The following is a 13,352-nucleotide window of genomic DNA, read 5'->3' on the forward strand; positions in this document are numbered from 1 at the left end:
CAAGGCTTCGCCGAGAGCCGTGGTAGACCACCACGTCGATAGGCCAGGTGTGGAAGTGCCGCGAGGCATGGAGCTTACTGGTACTAATCGCTCGATCGGCTTGATCGTTCTTATCAAAACCCATGAACGCTTTGGGTCGCCAAGACATACGACGTCTTCTCATCATCAGATCCGTTTCGTCGACCTGGTGGCTATGCCGAGAGGTCCCCACCCGATCCCATCCCGAACTCGGTCGTTAAGCCTCTCCGGGCCAATGGTACTTCGTCTTAAGGCGCGGGAGAGTAGGTCGCCGCCAGGTCTACAAAACGGATCAAATCAACCCTTCCAATCACCACACCAAAACACCGGCATCACCGCGGGGTGGAGCAGCCCGGTAGCTCGTCAGGCTCATAACCTGAAGGTCACAGGTTCAAATCCTGTCCCCGCACCCAAATACGCAAACGCCCCCAGCTCAACGCCGGGGGCGTTTTGCTGTGCGGACAAGAACATGCCGTAAGCTCAACGGTGAGTGGCAAGCAGAGGGCAACTCCGAGCCGCCTCGTGGATTAAGTCCAGGGAGGGAAGACAGGAGGCATCGATGGCCCACAACCAACAGCAGGATGAAACCGAGCGGGCTCTGACGCACGGCTCAAGCGGCGCCACGGCCGACGCCGCCGTGGACGCCGGCGCGCCGGAAGAGCAGCGCCACATTGACGAGCCACATGCCCGTCGGGCCGAGCCGATCCCTGCGCACGAGAAGCCGGATCAATTGGCCGACAAAAAGCGGGACGCGGAGGACCACCAGGAGGCGCTGCTCGACGAAGCGATCGAAGAGACCTTCCCCGGCAGCGATCCGATCAGCCCCAAGCACATCACCTGACGGCGCGCTGCGTCGGAAGACGGAAGTTTGGCCGGCGCGGGCTCTCCGCGCCGGCCTTCTTGTTCTGAGGACCCTTGTTCTTGTGTTGAGCCGCTCCGACCGTATCGGCCATCCGGGCGCGTCGCTGGCCCAAAGGGCGCTCCGGACCTACGGTCGTATCGCGGGCGGTCTGATGCTCGATCTCGGCATTGAGTTCGGCGCCGGCGAGAACCACGACGGTCGAAAGCCAGGTCCACATCATGAAGCCGATCACCGCGCCGAGGGGGCCGTAGGTGTCGTCGTAATGAGCAAAGTTGGCGACGTAGAGCGAGAAAGCGGCGCTCGCCACCACCCAGAAGAGGATCACGCCGGCGCTGCCCCAGCTGATCCATTGCCAGCGCACCGGATCGCGGCTGGGGCCATAGCGGTACAGAAGGGCAAGCCCGACAGCCAGGCCGACCAGAAGTAGCGGCCAGCTGACCCAACCGAACACCACTGCGGCTTGATGGCCAACAAAGGTTTCGATGACTGGGCCGGCCGCTAGCAGGCCCACGCCGATCAGCACGAACAAGATGAAGCCGAAGGTGAAGACGAGAGACGTGGCGGTCTTGCGGACGAAGCTGCGACGCTCCTGCTCTTCGTAGGCGATGTTCAGCCCCGTGATCAGCGCCTTCATGGCGCCGTTCGCGCTCCAGACGGAGGTCAGGAGGCCGGCGACGAAAGCGAGCGAGAGGCCACCTTCTTTTGCGGACGCGATACGGGTCATCTGCTCGCTCAGGAAGCGGATGGCGTCGGCCGGAAGCATGAATGAGAGCAGGGTGAGATGCTTTTGCGCCTGGGCCGGATCCGCGAACAGGCCATAGAGCGCCACGAAGGCCCCGAGACCGGGAAAGAGGGCCAGCAGGGTGTAGAAGGTCACGCCTGCCGCGACCATCGTGACCTGATCCTCACTGAACTCCTGCTTGGTGCGCAGAAGGATGTCTTTCCACCCCGCCTTCGGAATCTCCCGCGGAGAGCTTGCGCCGCGTCCGCGGCCGCGTTCGGTGCGCCGGACATCCGCTTTGGCCTTCTCCGGGTCTTGCAGAAGAGCAACGCCCGCGCCCGCCAGCAGCATGAGAGGCGCCACGTCCCAGGCGAGGTCCAGGTCCTTGCGAGCGTCTTTCGCCGGAGCTCCAGCCGGCTTCTTCCCCCGCTTGAACATGGTGAACCTGTTCCTTCCGCTACCAACCTGCAGCGGCCGCAATGCCGCAACGGCAGCTGAGTTCCGCTGCGGATCAGGCCCCGGCGCGCAAGGCCTCATAAGCCTCCTGCGCTTCCATCCACTCCAGCTCCGCGGCCTCGAGCGCGTTCTGCGCGGCGTCCCGTTCGCGAGCCAGTCTGGCAGCCTTCCCAGGATCTTTGGCGAACAGCTCCGGGTTGGTGAGGGCGGCGTCGATGCGAGCCAGAGCTTCGGTGGCGCGGCCTAGCGAAGCTTCTGCGGCTTCCGCGCGCCGCCTCGCTGTGCCCGTCGGAACCTTGCTGCGAGCCGGCGCAGGCGGAGGCGGGGCCTCTGGCGGCTTGTCCTCTCGGACCTGCGTGGGCGCGCGGGCCGCCACCCGGGCACGGTCGAGGACGAACTTGGCGTAGTCCTCCATGTCGCCGTCGAAGGGCTCGATCGTCCCGTCAGCGGCGAGCCAGAGTCGGTCGGCGACGAGCTCCATCAGCGACCGGTCGTGAGTGATCAGGATCACGGCTCCCTGATAGTCGTTGAGGGCGTCCAGCAGTGCGCGACGGCTGTCGATGTCCAGGTGGTTGGTGGGCTCGTCCAGGATGAGCAGGTGCGGCGCTTCCATCGCCACGAGGTTCAGCAACAGGCGGGCCCGCTCACCGCCGGAAAGGTTGGAGACCTTGGTCTCCACCTTCTCGTGCCCGAGGCCGAACTGGGCCAGGCGCGAGCGTCGACGCGCCTCGGTATCGCCGGGCAGCGCACGACGAATGATCTCCAGCGGCGTGTCGTCGGGATCGAGAGCTTCGATCTGGTGTTGGTGAAACCAGCCCACCTTCATCTTGCCGCTGCGGTGGAAGGCGCCCGCTTCAGGTTCGAGGGCGCCGGCGACCAACTTCGCAAAAGTGGACTTGCCGGCTCCGTTCACGCCGAGCAGACCGATGCGGTCGTCGAGATCGAGCCGAAGGTTAAGCTTCTTCAGGATTGGCGCGCCGCCGTAGCCGGCCTGGACGCCCTCGAGCCGCAGCAGCGGCGGGGGCAGGGGACGCTCGGGTGAGGGCAGCAGGAAGGGGGCGACATGCTCCTCGACCACCGCCGAGACTGGCGGAAGCTTGGCGAGCATCTTCAGGCGCGACTGCGCCTGAGTGGCCTTGGACGCCTTCGCCCTGAAACGATCTACGAAGGACTGCAGGTGCGCGCGTTGGGCATCCACCTTTGCGCGGTTCGCTTCCTGCAACCGCAGCTTCTCGGTGAGCTGCAGCTCGAATGCATCATAGCCGCCCGGATAAAGCTCCAGTTTGCCATCCTTCAGGTGAAGGATGTGGGTGACGGAGTTGTTCAGCAGCTCGCGATCGTGGCTGATGATGATGGCCGTGTGCGGGTACTTGCGCAGCCGGTTCTCTAGCCACAGCGCCCCTTCCAGGTCGAGGTAGTTGGTCGGCTCGTCGAGCAGCAGCAGGTCAGGCTCAGCGAACAGGGCCGCGGCGAGGGCGACGCGCATGCGCCAGCCGCCGGAGAACTCGGCCATCGGACGGGTGAGGTCCTCGTTGTTGAAGCCGAGGCCAGCCAGGATCTCGGCGGCGCGTGAGGGCGCGCGGTCGGCGTCGATCTCGATCAAACGCGCATAGATGTCGCCCAGCTCGTCCGGCGAGGCTGTGTCGAGTGCGGCGAGCAGGCGGCTGCGTTCTTCATCGGCAGCCAGGACGGTGTCGATAAGCGGGACGGGCGTGGCGGGGTGCTCCTGGGCCACCTGGCCCATGCGCGCCTGGCGCGGGAGGCTGACCTCTCCGCCGCCTGGGATGAACTCGCCCGTAATCAACTTGAACAGAGTGGATTTGCCCACACCGTTGCGGCCGACGAGGCCAACCTTGGAGTCTTTCGGAAGGCTGACGGTGGCTCCGTCGAAAAAGCGGCGTCCCCAGGAATCGAAGACGAGGTCGTGGATCTGAAGCATGGATTCGGAGAGGCGTCCGGACGCGCGCCGGCGCTTCGCCGGACCGCGATGAAGAGGGAAGGGCCAGGAATGTGATGAGCCGCGCCGCCGCCTGACCGGCACGGTGCATACCAGACGAGTCCGTTTTCGTCATGCCACGAGCGCGCATGTTGCAGCGCAGCGCCTTGGCTTGGCGGCGTCCTGCCTATATAGAGCGCGCCACCTGCGCGGCCCGACGGCCGCTGCTTCGCTCCACAACGAACAAAGTGACCATGACCGAACGCACCTTCTCGATCATCAAGCCGGACGCCACCCGTCGGAACCTGACCGGCAAGGTCAACGCGGTGATCGAGGACGCCGGCCTGCGCATCGTCGCTCAAAAGCGCATCCGCATGAGCCGCGACCAAGCCGAGAAGTTCTACGAAGTTCACAAGGAGCGCCCGTTCTTCGGCGAGCTCGTCGACTTCATGATCTCCGAGCCGGTCGTCGTTCAGGTCCTCGAAGGCGAGAACGCCGTGGCTCGCTACCGCGAAGTCATGGGCGCCACGAACCCGGCCCAGGCTGCGGACGGCACCATCCGCAAGCTGTACGCCGAAAGCGTTGGTGAGAACTCGGTGCACGGCTCCGACAGCCTGGACAACGCCGAGATCGAAATCGCCCAGTTCTTCACCGACGCCGAAATCGTCGGCTGAGGCCGCCTGCCGCATGGGGTTGAGCGAGCGATCGCTGAGCGCCATGTAGGCGAGCAACCGAGTTGGCGTCCGCGCGGTTAGCTGCGCGGACGCTGTCGTATTCCAATCTGAAAGTGACGATGAAAGAACAGAAGATCGGAGGGTTCTCCGAGCGCCTGAACTCGCAAGCCGAAGCTCGCAAGGCCCTGCTGGAGAAGTTCAAGCCCAAGCCGACCGTGCAACCCACGCAATTCGAGAGCACGGCCGCAAAAAAGGCTCGCGAGCTCGAAGAAGTCCGTGCGCGCCGCGCTGCCGAAAAGGAAGAGGCTCGCAAGCGGGCTGAAGAGGCCGAGGCCGCTCGCGTCGAGGCTCTCGCGAACGACGAACAGCACCAGCTGGAGCTGAAGCGCCAGGAGCGGAAAGACCGCAAAGCCGCCGCCAAAGCGGAAGCCCGCGCCAAGCGCGAGGCGAAGTCGGCGATGCGCCGCGCCGGCTAGGTCAGTCGTCGGCCCCGCCGCTCAGGCGGCGGGACATGTCGCCGTAATATCCCTGAATCAGGAGCTCGACATTGTCGCCTCGCTCCTCGGCTTCGAAAGCCAGGTCCTTGGCCATCTGAATGGCCGCGGATCGCGTCAAGCCACGCTCGATCGGCTCCCCGTCCTTGAAGACGGTCCAGTCACCGTCCTTGAGCGTCACCGCGTACTGAACCATCCCAGACAAACCCTCGCGATCAAGCTTCAGCGTACGGAGCCGCCAGTTGTTCCGTTACTGAGCGTAATCCCCTGTGGACAGAGTGTTTCCTGACTCGGCGAACGCTGGAACCACTACGTTCCAGCTCCGCCTACGTAGTGGCCCGTAGGTAGACGACCCGAAGCGCCAGACTTTCCAGGAGCGCGTATCTCCTCGACCCATGTTCAGGGCCAAGCGGCCCGCGTCGAGAAGAGGATGAGCGCCATGACCGCTCCGTTCGTTGACCTGTCGATCCACCATCAGCCCAAAGGCTTCGGTGACCGCGTCGCCTATGGGTTCGTAAAACTGCTGCGGTTCTGCGCCGACACCTTCTTCGCCGAACGCTACGGGCACCGCGCCGTCGTGCTGGAAACCGTCGCCGCCGTGCCCGGCATGGTGGGCGCGACCCTCAACCACCTCAAGTGCCTGCGCCGGATGGAGAACGACAAGGGGTGGATCAAGACCCTGATGGACGAGGCCGAGAACGAGCGGATGCACCTGATGACCTTCATCGAGGTCTGCAAGCCCACCTTGTTCGAACGGTTCGTCATCGTGGCCGTGCAGTGGGTCTTCTACCTGTTCTTCTTCGGCCTTTATCTGATCAGCCCGAAGACTGCCCATCGGGTGGTGGGCTACTTCGAGGAGGAGGCGGTGATCAGCTACACGCACTACCTCGCCGAGATCGACGAAGGCCGCAGCGAGAACGTGCCGGCTCCCGAGATCGCTAAGCAGTACTGGGGCCTGCCGGAAGACTCGACCCTCCGCGACGTGGTCCTCGTGGTCCGTGCCGATGAGGCGCACCATCGCGATGTCAATCACGGCTTCGCCAATGAGCTGATCGGCGCTCCAGTCACTGACGTGGCGCCGTGCCCTCCGCACGCCGAGCTGCAACCGAACTGGAAGGCCGCGGCCTAAGATCCAATCGGAGCACCAGAGACTTGGCCGCCGCCCTCGTGGGCGGCGGCATTGTTCTGCGCGGCTTACTGGTGCGTGATCTTGTGGAGCTCGTCATCGGTGGGCAATCGCCCGTTCGGCGTCGCCTCGTGTACTGCTTCGGGCAGGATATGGGCGAGTTCGGCCAGCAGGCTCTCTCGGGGAATGCCCGTCTGTTCCTGCAGATCCTGAACCGTGTCTTCCCCAAGGGCGTCGGCAAGCTGATGTGGGGCGAGGGGCTGGTTCTGACCGGAGCCGACCCACGAGTTCACTTGCTGGCCATAGCCCTTCTGCTGCAGCTGCCCGATCAATCCTCCAAGGGCGCCGGCCCCGCCGAGCCCCCCGAGAAAAGAGCCAAGACCGCCGCCTCCGCCGAGGATTCCGCCCAATCCACCAAGCACTCCGCCAAGGCCGCCGCCGTTCGGTCCGGCGCCTCTCGACGGATCGAAGCTGCGGCCTTCGGCGGGCTGTGCATGCTGGCGCGCCGCCTTGACCAGCAGCGCGAGCAGGACGCCGGCGGCTATGGTTTGACCCATGCCCCCTCTACGCTGTGGCTGGCGGCCCATGCCGGGTAGTGCGCTTCCCAGTACTTGATCCAACAGTCCCATGCGAACCTCGCTGCGTGAGCGTCGGAAACGCCTCGCGCCGGGCGTAGTTCGAGCGCCGCTTGTTCGAAACTCTGACGCACCTTGCTCATTGGAGCGCGGCTCGCCAGATTGAGTGAATGCCGCATGAGCGCCCGCCCGTCATCGACGCCGAGTACCGCGTCGTCCATGGCCCTTGGCCGCGCTGGATGCTGCATATCGCCCTGGTGAAGCTCGGTCTGTGGACGGCCGGCATAGTGCTGACTTGCGTGCTGATCACCCTGGCGGTGTTGTGGGGACTGAACCTACTTTTCTGATGCCGGCTATGGTTGGTCCTTGAACACACGGAAGCCGGCGGTCTCGGCCGCTTCGAGCATCTCCTTGTCTCCACCCGTGTCACCGTAAGCCGCCTTCAGCACCAGGTTCTCGCCGAACTGCGCCTTGAGGCGGGTCATCTTCTCCGGGCCCCGGCAATTCGGGCTCGCGAACCCACCGGCGACGCGATCCTGAGCGTCGAAGGCGAGTTCGGTGCCGAGCAGGTCGTCCGCGCCAAGTGCGCGTGCGAAAGGCGCGACAGTCAGGGCAGGGGATGCGGTGACGATGACGAGGCGGACCGGCTCCTCACGCCAACGACGCCAGGCCTCCAGCGCGTCAGGGCGGAACAGCGAGCGCGCATGCTGATCTGCAAATCGCCGAGCGTCCGCTTCCAAGGTCGCTCGCGGCACGCCCCTCAGGAACACAGACACGGCCGCCGCCTTGATCCGGCCACGGTCACGGTGGAACAGATAGGCGGCCGCCGCTGGTAAAAGCCTCAGGAGCCCCATCCGATAGGCCGCCGGTCCGGCGCGCCAGGCGAGGAAAGCTGTGAAGCTGTCGCGGACCGTCAGGGTGCCGTCGAAATCGAACGCCACGATCGCGGGAGCGTCAACGGAGGCGACTTCGCCTGTTTCTCTGTGGATGACAGGGTCGTTTTGGTCTTGTGCCATTTCGGCCCGTTTCCCATTTAGGCGCAGGCGCCAGTACGATCGGCGCTACGTCGCGATTTGTCGCTATCGCGAGCGAAGGCTTGTGATCCTTGGCGCAATCGGGGAATGTCAAGACTTAGACAACCCGCGGCGCGTAATCTGCATTGTAAGGGCGGCATACGCCCGGCGGGGTGGCGGTGGCCGGTTCCGGCACAGTCGCCTAGAGAGTGAGAAAGACCATGACGAAGGCCGCTAGCGGAGACTCGAAGAGCACCCTGTATTGCTCTTTCTGCGGCAAGAGCCAGCACGAGGTCCGCAAGCTCATCGCGGGTCCGACGGTGTTCATCTGTGATGAATGCGTCGAGCTCTGCATGGATATCATCCGCGAGGAGCACAAGATCTCCTTCGTCAAGTCGAAGGACGGCGTCCCGACTCCGAAGGAAATTCGGGAGGTCCTCGACGACTACGTGATCGGCCAGGACCACGCCAAGAAGGTCCTCTCGGTCGCGGTGCACAACCACTACAAGCGCCTGAACCACGCGACGAAGAACAACGACGTCGAGCTGGGCAAGGCCAACATAATGCTGATCGGGCCGACCGGCACGGGTAAGACCCTGCTGGCCCAGACGCTCGCCCGAATCATCGACGTGCCCTTCACCGTGGCCGACGCCACGACCCTGACGGAAGCCGGCTACGTCGGCGAAGACGTCGAGAACATCATCCTCAAGCTGCTGCAGGCGGCCGACTACAACGTCGAGCGGGCGCAGCGCGGCATCGTCTACATCGACGAAGTCGACAAGATCAGCCGCAAGTCGGACAACCCGTCCATCACCCGCGACGTGTCGGGCGAAGGCGTGCAGCAGGCCCTGCTGAAGATCATGGAAGGCACCGTCGCCTCCGTGCCGCCGCAGGGCGGGCGCAAGCATCCGCAACAGGAGTTCCTGCAGGTCGACACCACCAACATCCTGTTCATCTGTGGCGGCGCTTTCGCCGGCTTGGAGAAGATCATCTCCGCGCGCGGCCAAGGCACGTCGATCGGCTTTGGCGCCAAGGTGTCGGATCCGGACGAGCGCCGCACGGGTGAGATCTTCCGCCAAGTGGAGCCGGACGATCTGCTGCGCTTCGGCCTGATCCCGGAGTTCATCGGCCGTCTGCCGGTGATCGCCACCCTGGACGACCTGGACGAGAAAGCCCTGGTGAAGATCCTCACCGAGCCGAAGAACGCCTTCGTGAAGCAGTACGTCCGCCTCTTTGAGATGGAGAACGTCGGCCTGACCTTCACGGACGACGCCCTCACCGCCGTGGCCCGCAAGGCCATCCAGCGCAAGACCGGCGCGCGCGGCCTGCGCTCGATCCTCGAAGGCGTCCTGCTCGAGACGATGTATGAGCTGCCGACCTACGACGGCGTCGAAGAAGTGGTGGTCAACGCCGAAGTGATCGAAGGTCGGGCGCAACCGCTGATCATCTACGCCGAGCGTCGAGACAAAGGCGGCGCTGCTTAAGCGAACTCAGCTCTGACTGAGAGGCCCCGCGGGCGACTGCGGGGCCTTTTTCGTGGGCAGCTTCAAGTTGTGGCGCTAACCTCGACCGGACCCAGTTGCGGGAGAGCGAGATGATCGGGTTGGTGGTCCTGCTCTTCGGAGCGCAGACGGCTGCTGCGCCGCCCGCGATGCCGGCGCCGGACCCTCGGGGCATCGCGCTGCCGGTTTGGACGGACCGGCTTCAAGCGAAGGACTGGCCGTTCTTGTCCATGGACGCCAGTCGCACTGTCGTGCTGTTCGCCAAAGCCGCGCCGGGCAGGGCAGGAGAGCCCGAAGAGGTCTGGATGCGCCAGGAGTACAAGGAGGCGCAGACCGACCCGGCCGTTCCCGCAGGCGTCGTGGCGCAGCCCTACAAGTCTGAGCGGATCGTTGCGCACGTGGACTGCGCAAGGCGTGTAGCGCGCCGGTTCAGGGTCTATCGTTACCCGGAGAACAACCTCGAGGGGCGGCCAGAGGTCTACGGCTACGAAGGTGTCGAGTGGGCGGCGCCGGACCCGGAGTCATTCGATGCGGCCGTGCTGCAGGCGGCGTGCTTGCGGTCGTGAGGCGCTACAAGCCTTGCCGGATGAGCACGTCCGGATCGGCGGCCAGTCGGAACAGGTACTGCTGACGCGCAGGCATACCCGCACGATAGGTTCTTAACGTCGCGCGTTGCTCGTCGGTGAGGCGGAACGGTCGGTAGCCGCGCGCCGCCAGGCATGCGTCCAGAGCTTCGGCCACCTGCTCGGCGACTCGGATCGCCTGCGCGCTGCGGCCGATCTGCGCCTGGTCGACGTACTGCCGGACATCCACGTCGTCGGCCAGGATCATGATGTCGGCCATCGGGACGCGCACCTTGCTCACGCTGGCGGCGTAGACGCATTCCACCGTGTCGGTGCGGTACTGCAGGAACGAAATCCCAGGCTTGCCCCAACTGTGCGGAGGCAGCTTCGGCTTGGCCGAGGCTGGAGCGGCCGCGGTCGTAGCCAGCAGGACGGAGAGGATGATGGCGTTGCGCATATGGCGCTCCGAACGTCGCTCGTGCCGGAGGATAGCTCAGCTCTCAACGACCGCAACCGGAGCGTGCCCTGCTTCTGCGCGATCACAGACGCGCCACCTCTAGCGGGCGTGAGCGTTACAGAACCGGGCGTCATCTCTCGGCAGAGGCGTCCCGGCCTTGCGCCTGGCTCTCCGGCACGCGATATCGGTGGGGAGCGGGCTCCGCCAGGCTCGCCAAAGATTCCAGAAGGACTTCCTCCCTATGCGTGACCCCGTCACTACCGCGCTCGGCCTCGTGCCGATGGTCGTCGAGCAGACGAGCCGCGGCGAGCGCGCCTACGACATCTTTTCCCGACTCCTTAAAGACCGGATCGTGTTCCTGGCGGGCCCGGTCGAGGACAGCATGGCCAGCCTGATCTGCGCCCAGCTCCTCCATCTCGAGGCGGAGAACCCGAAAAAAGAAATTCAGATGTACATCAACTCGCCGGGTGGGATCGTGACCTCGGGTCTCGCGATCTACGACACCATGCAGTACATCAAGAGCCCGGTGATCACCCTGTGCCTCGGCATGGCCGCCTCGATGGGCTCGTTCCTGCTGATGGCCGGCGAAAAGGGCAGCCGCATCGCTCTGCCGAACTCGCGCATCATGGTGCACCAGCCTTCCGGCGGCTTCTCGGGCAAGGCCTCCGACGTCGAGCGCCATGCCGAGGACATCTTGAAGACGAAGCGCCGGCTGAACGAGATCTACGCGAAGCACACCGGCCAGCCGATCGAGGTGGTCGAGGAGACGCTCGATCGCGACTACTTCATGAGCGCTCAGGAAGCCAAGGACTGGGGTCTCGTCGACCACGTCTGGGAAAAGCGCGATCAGGCCGACTAAGCGCCGCGTCCGCTCCGAATCGGAACGCCCGCCGGGAGACCGGCGGGCGTTTCGCTTTGACTATGTGGCCGCTGACATGTGGCTCGGTGCAACGCGATTGTGTATCAGGTCACGCTCCTAGCGAGCGAGACTCAGATGCCCGAGTTGACGATTCCGCCGATCCACTACGACGAACGGCTTTCCCATCCCAATCTCTTCCGAGCACATTTCGGAAAGTTGTCCGACGCTGAATGGCTGGCGGTCTTGCAACGCTCCGTGCATGAGGCCGAGATCGATGGGGTGCCGTTTCCGCGCTTCCCTGACGTCGACCTCCAGATGCGTATCCATGGCACTGCGAACGAGGTCGCTGTGGAGGAAGCGTTCCGGTTCTTCAGCTTCGTGAAGACCACGGTTGGAGAGCAAAGCCTTCGGCCAGAAGCGCGATTCCTTGATTTCGGCTCAGGTTGGGGCCGCATGCTCCGCCCCTACCTCAGGTATTTCGATCTAGCGAATATCTATGCGTTCGAGCCGAACCGTCTCTTCCTGACAATCGCCCGCAGCCTGAACCCGCACGTGACGTTCCTAGCAGGCGAGTACCTGCCAAACAGGCGGATCCCGCGACATGTGTTCGACCTGATCGTGGGCTACTCGATCTTTTCGCACCTTTCGCACCATTCGACCGCGGTCTGGCTACGCGAAACCGCCGAACTGCTGACAACCGGAGGCCACGCAGTGTTCACCACTTGGGGGGAACGCTTCATAGATGGGTTGATCGCTGCAGCGGAACAGCTCGCTAATGGCGAAGAGATCCACTGGTACTATCAGTTCGTCCTGGAAAAGGTTGGAGATCCGCGTGCTCTTCGTGAGCACTTCCATAAGGGCAAGTTTATTTGGATCCGTTCACAAGAGAACGAGAACTATGGGGAGACATTGATCAGTCGGACGGCGCTTGAGCTTATCCTCAAAGAGCACGCGCTTCCGCTCGAGATCGTTAAGTTCGACACAACAAGTTTGCCCCAGGACGCCTTTGTCCTTCGACGCTTGTAGCTTCCGTAAGTCGCACCGCGCGTACCTAGACCCACATGTCGAGGTTCTCGCCTTGGCCCTTGTCCGGCTTACGCGCGAGCTTTGGTCGCGACCGTCCCTGGGCCTTGTCCGCCTTGGGCTCCGCCACCTTCCGCTTCACCGGCTGGACTTCAGCGATCGGGCGATATGTAACGGGCGTGATCAAGCGGGCACGACTCACGAGGCTGAGTTCCGCTCAAGATGCGGCGCCTGCGCTTAAGCACCTGTTAAGCGCCCACGCCATTCCAGTTCTGGGCGCGAGACGTCCAAAGTGAAGGATCGACACGCAGCATGTGCTGCACCACGGTCCGGCGCTCGTTCGGAATGCAGAGCATGTTGCGTGAGACGACCCCGCCGAAGACGTTTTCGGTGTGGCCGCGATAGTTCTGCGGATCGAACAGCGGCGGCCGGTGCCAGTACATCTGGTAGCCCATCCGATCGATCAGCTGGATCACCTCGTGGGCCTGCTCCAATCGATCATTCTCGATGTAGATGACGGGGCGGCAGCGTAGGATCGTTTCACGCGCTCCACGCAGGACCTTGGGCTCAAACCCCTCCACGTCGATCTTGAGCACGTCGAGTTTGCGCAGGTCGAGTTCGTCCAGCGGGGTGATGCGGACGCGAACGCCCCGGCTTGCATCTGTCGAAAGCGAGATCCCGCCGAAGTTGTTGGCTTGTTCGTAGGCGATCGGCGGAACAGTGGCGTAGCCGCTCTCCTCACCGCAACCTTCGGGGTAGGCCAGCACGTTTCGCACATCGTTGAGAGCTAGGTTGCCGCAGAGTACCTGGAACACACGCTGCTGAGGCTCGAAGGCGTAGAGCCGGCCCGGTGCGCAGGCCTTCGCCATGGGCACGGTGTGGGTGCCGATGTTCGCCCCGATCTCCACGACGGTCATGCCCGGCTTGATCAGTTGCTTGAACATCGCCCATTCGCCCGGGCAGTACTCCCCGTAGAGCTCCAGCGATCGTGTGATGTAGATGTCGCTGGTCAGCCCGAGCATTGGGCCGAAGCGGGTTTCGTACATCTTGACCGCGGGTTCGCTCATGGGACC

General features: G+C 64.0%; 17 protein-coding genes, 1 tRNA gene and 2 rRNA genes. 12 read left to right on the forward strand and 8 right to left on the reverse strand.

Annotated elements, in window-relative coordinates:
- The 4 genes from DJ018_RS12525 to DJ018_RS12540 all read left to right on the forward strand — a co-directional run.
- Positions 1–108: ribosomal RNA gene (locus tag DJ018_RS12525) — 23S ribosomal RNA — on the forward strand; the annotation flags it as partial.
- A 75-nt stretch (positions 109–183) separates the two neighbouring features.
- A 5S ribosomal RNA gene (gene rrf / locus DJ018_RS12530) occupies positions 184–298 on the forward strand.
- A 56-nt stretch (positions 299–354) separates the two neighbouring features.
- Positions 355–431: transfer RNA gene (locus DJ018_RS12535), tRNA-Met, on the forward strand.
- A gap of 146 nt (positions 432–577) precedes the next feature.
- Positions 578–859 carry a hypothetical protein gene (locus tag DJ018_RS12540; RefSeq protein ID WP_240609542.1) on the forward strand — a complete coding sequence of 94 codons (282 nt, stop codon included), beginning with the start codon at positions 578–580 and terminating at the stop codon, positions 857–859.
- Here the strand turns inward: DJ018_RS12540 and DJ018_RS12545 are convergent.
- The gene (locus DJ018_RS12545; RefSeq protein WP_111515313.1) at positions 852–2,039 is read right to left on the reverse strand and encodes a YihY/virulence factor BrkB family protein; all 1,188 of its coding nucleotides are present in this window, start codon (positions 2,037–2,039) and stop codon (positions 852–854) included. The genes DJ018_RS12540 and DJ018_RS12545 overlap by 8 nt on opposite strands.
- 73 nt (positions 2,040–2,112) lie before the next feature.
- The gene (locus tag DJ018_RS12550) at positions 2,113–3,996 is read right to left on the reverse strand and encodes an ABC-F family ATP-binding cassette domain-containing protein (RefSeq protein WP_111515314.1); all 1,884 of its coding nucleotides are present in this window, start codon (positions 3,994–3,996) and stop codon (positions 2,113–2,115) included.
- 251 nt (positions 3,997–4,247) lie between these two features.
- On the opposite strand from DJ018_RS12550, the gene ndk reads away from it, so the two are divergent.
- Together ndk and DJ018_RS12560 are read left to right on the forward strand one after the other, a co-directional pair.
- Entirely contained in the window at positions 4,248–4,667 is a 420-nt protein-coding gene (gene ndk / locus DJ018_RS12555) for a nucleoside-diphosphate kinase (RefSeq protein ID WP_111515315.1), read from the forward strand.
- A 119-nt stretch (positions 4,668–4,786) separates the two neighbouring features.
- Positions 4,787–5,143, forward strand: a complete 357-nt coding sequence (locus tag DJ018_RS12560; protein WP_111515316.1) for a DUF6481 family protein — start codon at positions 4,787–4,789, stop codon at positions 5,141–5,143.
- Between the two features lies 1 nt (position 5,144).
- On the opposite strand, the gene DJ018_RS12565 is transcribed toward DJ018_RS12560, so the two are convergent.
- The gene (locus DJ018_RS12565; RefSeq protein ID WP_111515317.1) at positions 5,145–5,357 is read right to left on the reverse strand and encodes a DUF2188 domain-containing protein; all 213 of its coding nucleotides are present in this window, start codon (positions 5,355–5,357) and stop codon (positions 5,145–5,147) included.
- Positions 5,358–5,600: 243 nt separating this feature from the next.
- Between DJ018_RS12565 and DJ018_RS12570 the strand changes: the two genes are divergently transcribed.
- On the forward strand, positions 5,601–6,290 hold the full coding sequence (locus tag DJ018_RS12570) for an alternative oxidase (protein ID WP_111515733.1): 690 nt from the start codon (positions 5,601–5,603) through the stop codon (positions 6,288–6,290).
- 65 nt (positions 6,291–6,355) lie between these two features.
- Here DJ018_RS12570 and DJ018_RS19655 read toward each other — a convergent pair whose 3' ends face one another.
- Complete coding sequence (locus tag DJ018_RS19655; protein WP_111515318.1) at positions 6,356–6,916, reverse strand: YidB family protein; 561 nt, start codon at positions 6,914–6,916, stop codon at positions 6,356–6,358.
- 116 nt (positions 6,917–7,032) lie between these two features.
- Here DJ018_RS19655 and DJ018_RS19205 point away from each other — a divergent pair, with 116 nt between their 5' ends.
- Positions 7,033–7,209, forward strand: coding sequence for a hypothetical protein (locus tag DJ018_RS19205; protein WP_165842911.1), 177 nt, complete (start codon positions 7,033–7,035; stop codon positions 7,207–7,209).
- Positions 7,210–7,215: 6 nt separating this feature from the next.
- On the opposite strand, the gene DJ018_RS12580 is transcribed toward DJ018_RS19205, so the two are convergent.
- Complete coding sequence (locus tag DJ018_RS12580) at positions 7,216–7,803, reverse strand: HAD-IB family hydrolase (RefSeq protein WP_240609543.1); 588 nt, start codon at positions 7,801–7,803, stop codon at positions 7,216–7,218.
- A 293-nt stretch (positions 7,804–8,096) separates the two neighbouring features.
- Here DJ018_RS12580 and clpX point away from each other — a divergent pair, with 293 nt between their 5' ends.
- Together clpX and DJ018_RS12590 are read left to right on the forward strand one after the other, a co-directional pair.
- Positions 8,097–9,359 carry an ATP-dependent Clp protease ATP-binding subunit ClpX gene (clpX, locus tag DJ018_RS12585; RefSeq protein WP_111515320.1) on the forward strand — a complete coding sequence of 421 codons (1,263 nt, stop codon included), beginning with the start codon at positions 8,097–8,099 and terminating at the stop codon, positions 9,357–9,359.
- 110 nt (positions 9,360–9,469) lie between these two features.
- Positions 9,470–9,943 carry a surface-adhesin E family protein gene (locus tag DJ018_RS12590; RefSeq protein ID WP_111515321.1) on the forward strand — a complete coding sequence of 158 codons (474 nt, stop codon included), beginning with the start codon at positions 9,470–9,472 and terminating at the stop codon, positions 9,941–9,943.
- A 4-nt stretch (positions 9,944–9,947) separates the two neighbouring features.
- Here the strand turns inward: DJ018_RS12590 and DJ018_RS12595 are convergent, their stop codons facing one another.
- Entirely contained in the window at positions 9,948–10,397 is a 450-nt protein-coding gene (locus DJ018_RS12595; RefSeq protein WP_111515322.1) for a hypothetical protein, read from the reverse strand.
- A gap of 241 nt (positions 10,398–10,638) precedes the next feature.
- On the opposite strand from DJ018_RS12595, the gene DJ018_RS12600 reads away from it, so the two are divergent.
- Positions 10,639–11,256, forward strand: a complete 618-nt coding sequence (locus DJ018_RS12600; protein ID WP_111515323.1) for an ATP-dependent Clp protease proteolytic subunit — start codon at positions 10,639–10,641, stop codon at positions 11,254–11,256.
- Positions 11,257–11,391: 135 nt separating this feature from the next.
- Positions 11,392–12,282 (forward strand): class I SAM-dependent methyltransferase, encoded by an 891-nt coding sequence (locus DJ018_RS12605; RefSeq protein ID WP_111515324.1) that lies wholly within the window; start codon positions 11,392–11,394, stop codon positions 12,280–12,282.
- Between the two features lie 25 nt (positions 12,283–12,307).
- Here the strand turns inward: DJ018_RS12605 and DJ018_RS19210 are convergent, their stop codons facing one another.
- Together DJ018_RS19210 and DJ018_RS12610 are read right to left on the reverse strand one after the other, a co-directional pair.
- Positions 12,308–12,481 (reverse strand): hypothetical protein, encoded by a 174-nt coding sequence (locus tag DJ018_RS19210; RefSeq protein ID WP_165842912.1) that lies wholly within the window; start codon positions 12,479–12,481, stop codon positions 12,308–12,310.
- Positions 12,482–12,527: 46 nt separating this feature from the next.
- On the reverse strand, positions 12,528–13,346 hold the full coding sequence (locus DJ018_RS12610; RefSeq protein WP_111515325.1) for an FkbM family methyltransferase: 819 nt from the start codon (positions 13,344–13,346) through the stop codon (positions 12,528–12,530).
- Between the last annotated feature and the right edge of the window lie 6 nt (positions 13,347–13,352).

This window comes from Phenylobacterium deserti, from assembly GCF_003254705.1.
Lineage (GTDB): Bacteria > Pseudomonadota > Alphaproteobacteria > Caulobacterales > Caulobacteraceae > Phenylobacterium > Phenylobacterium deserti.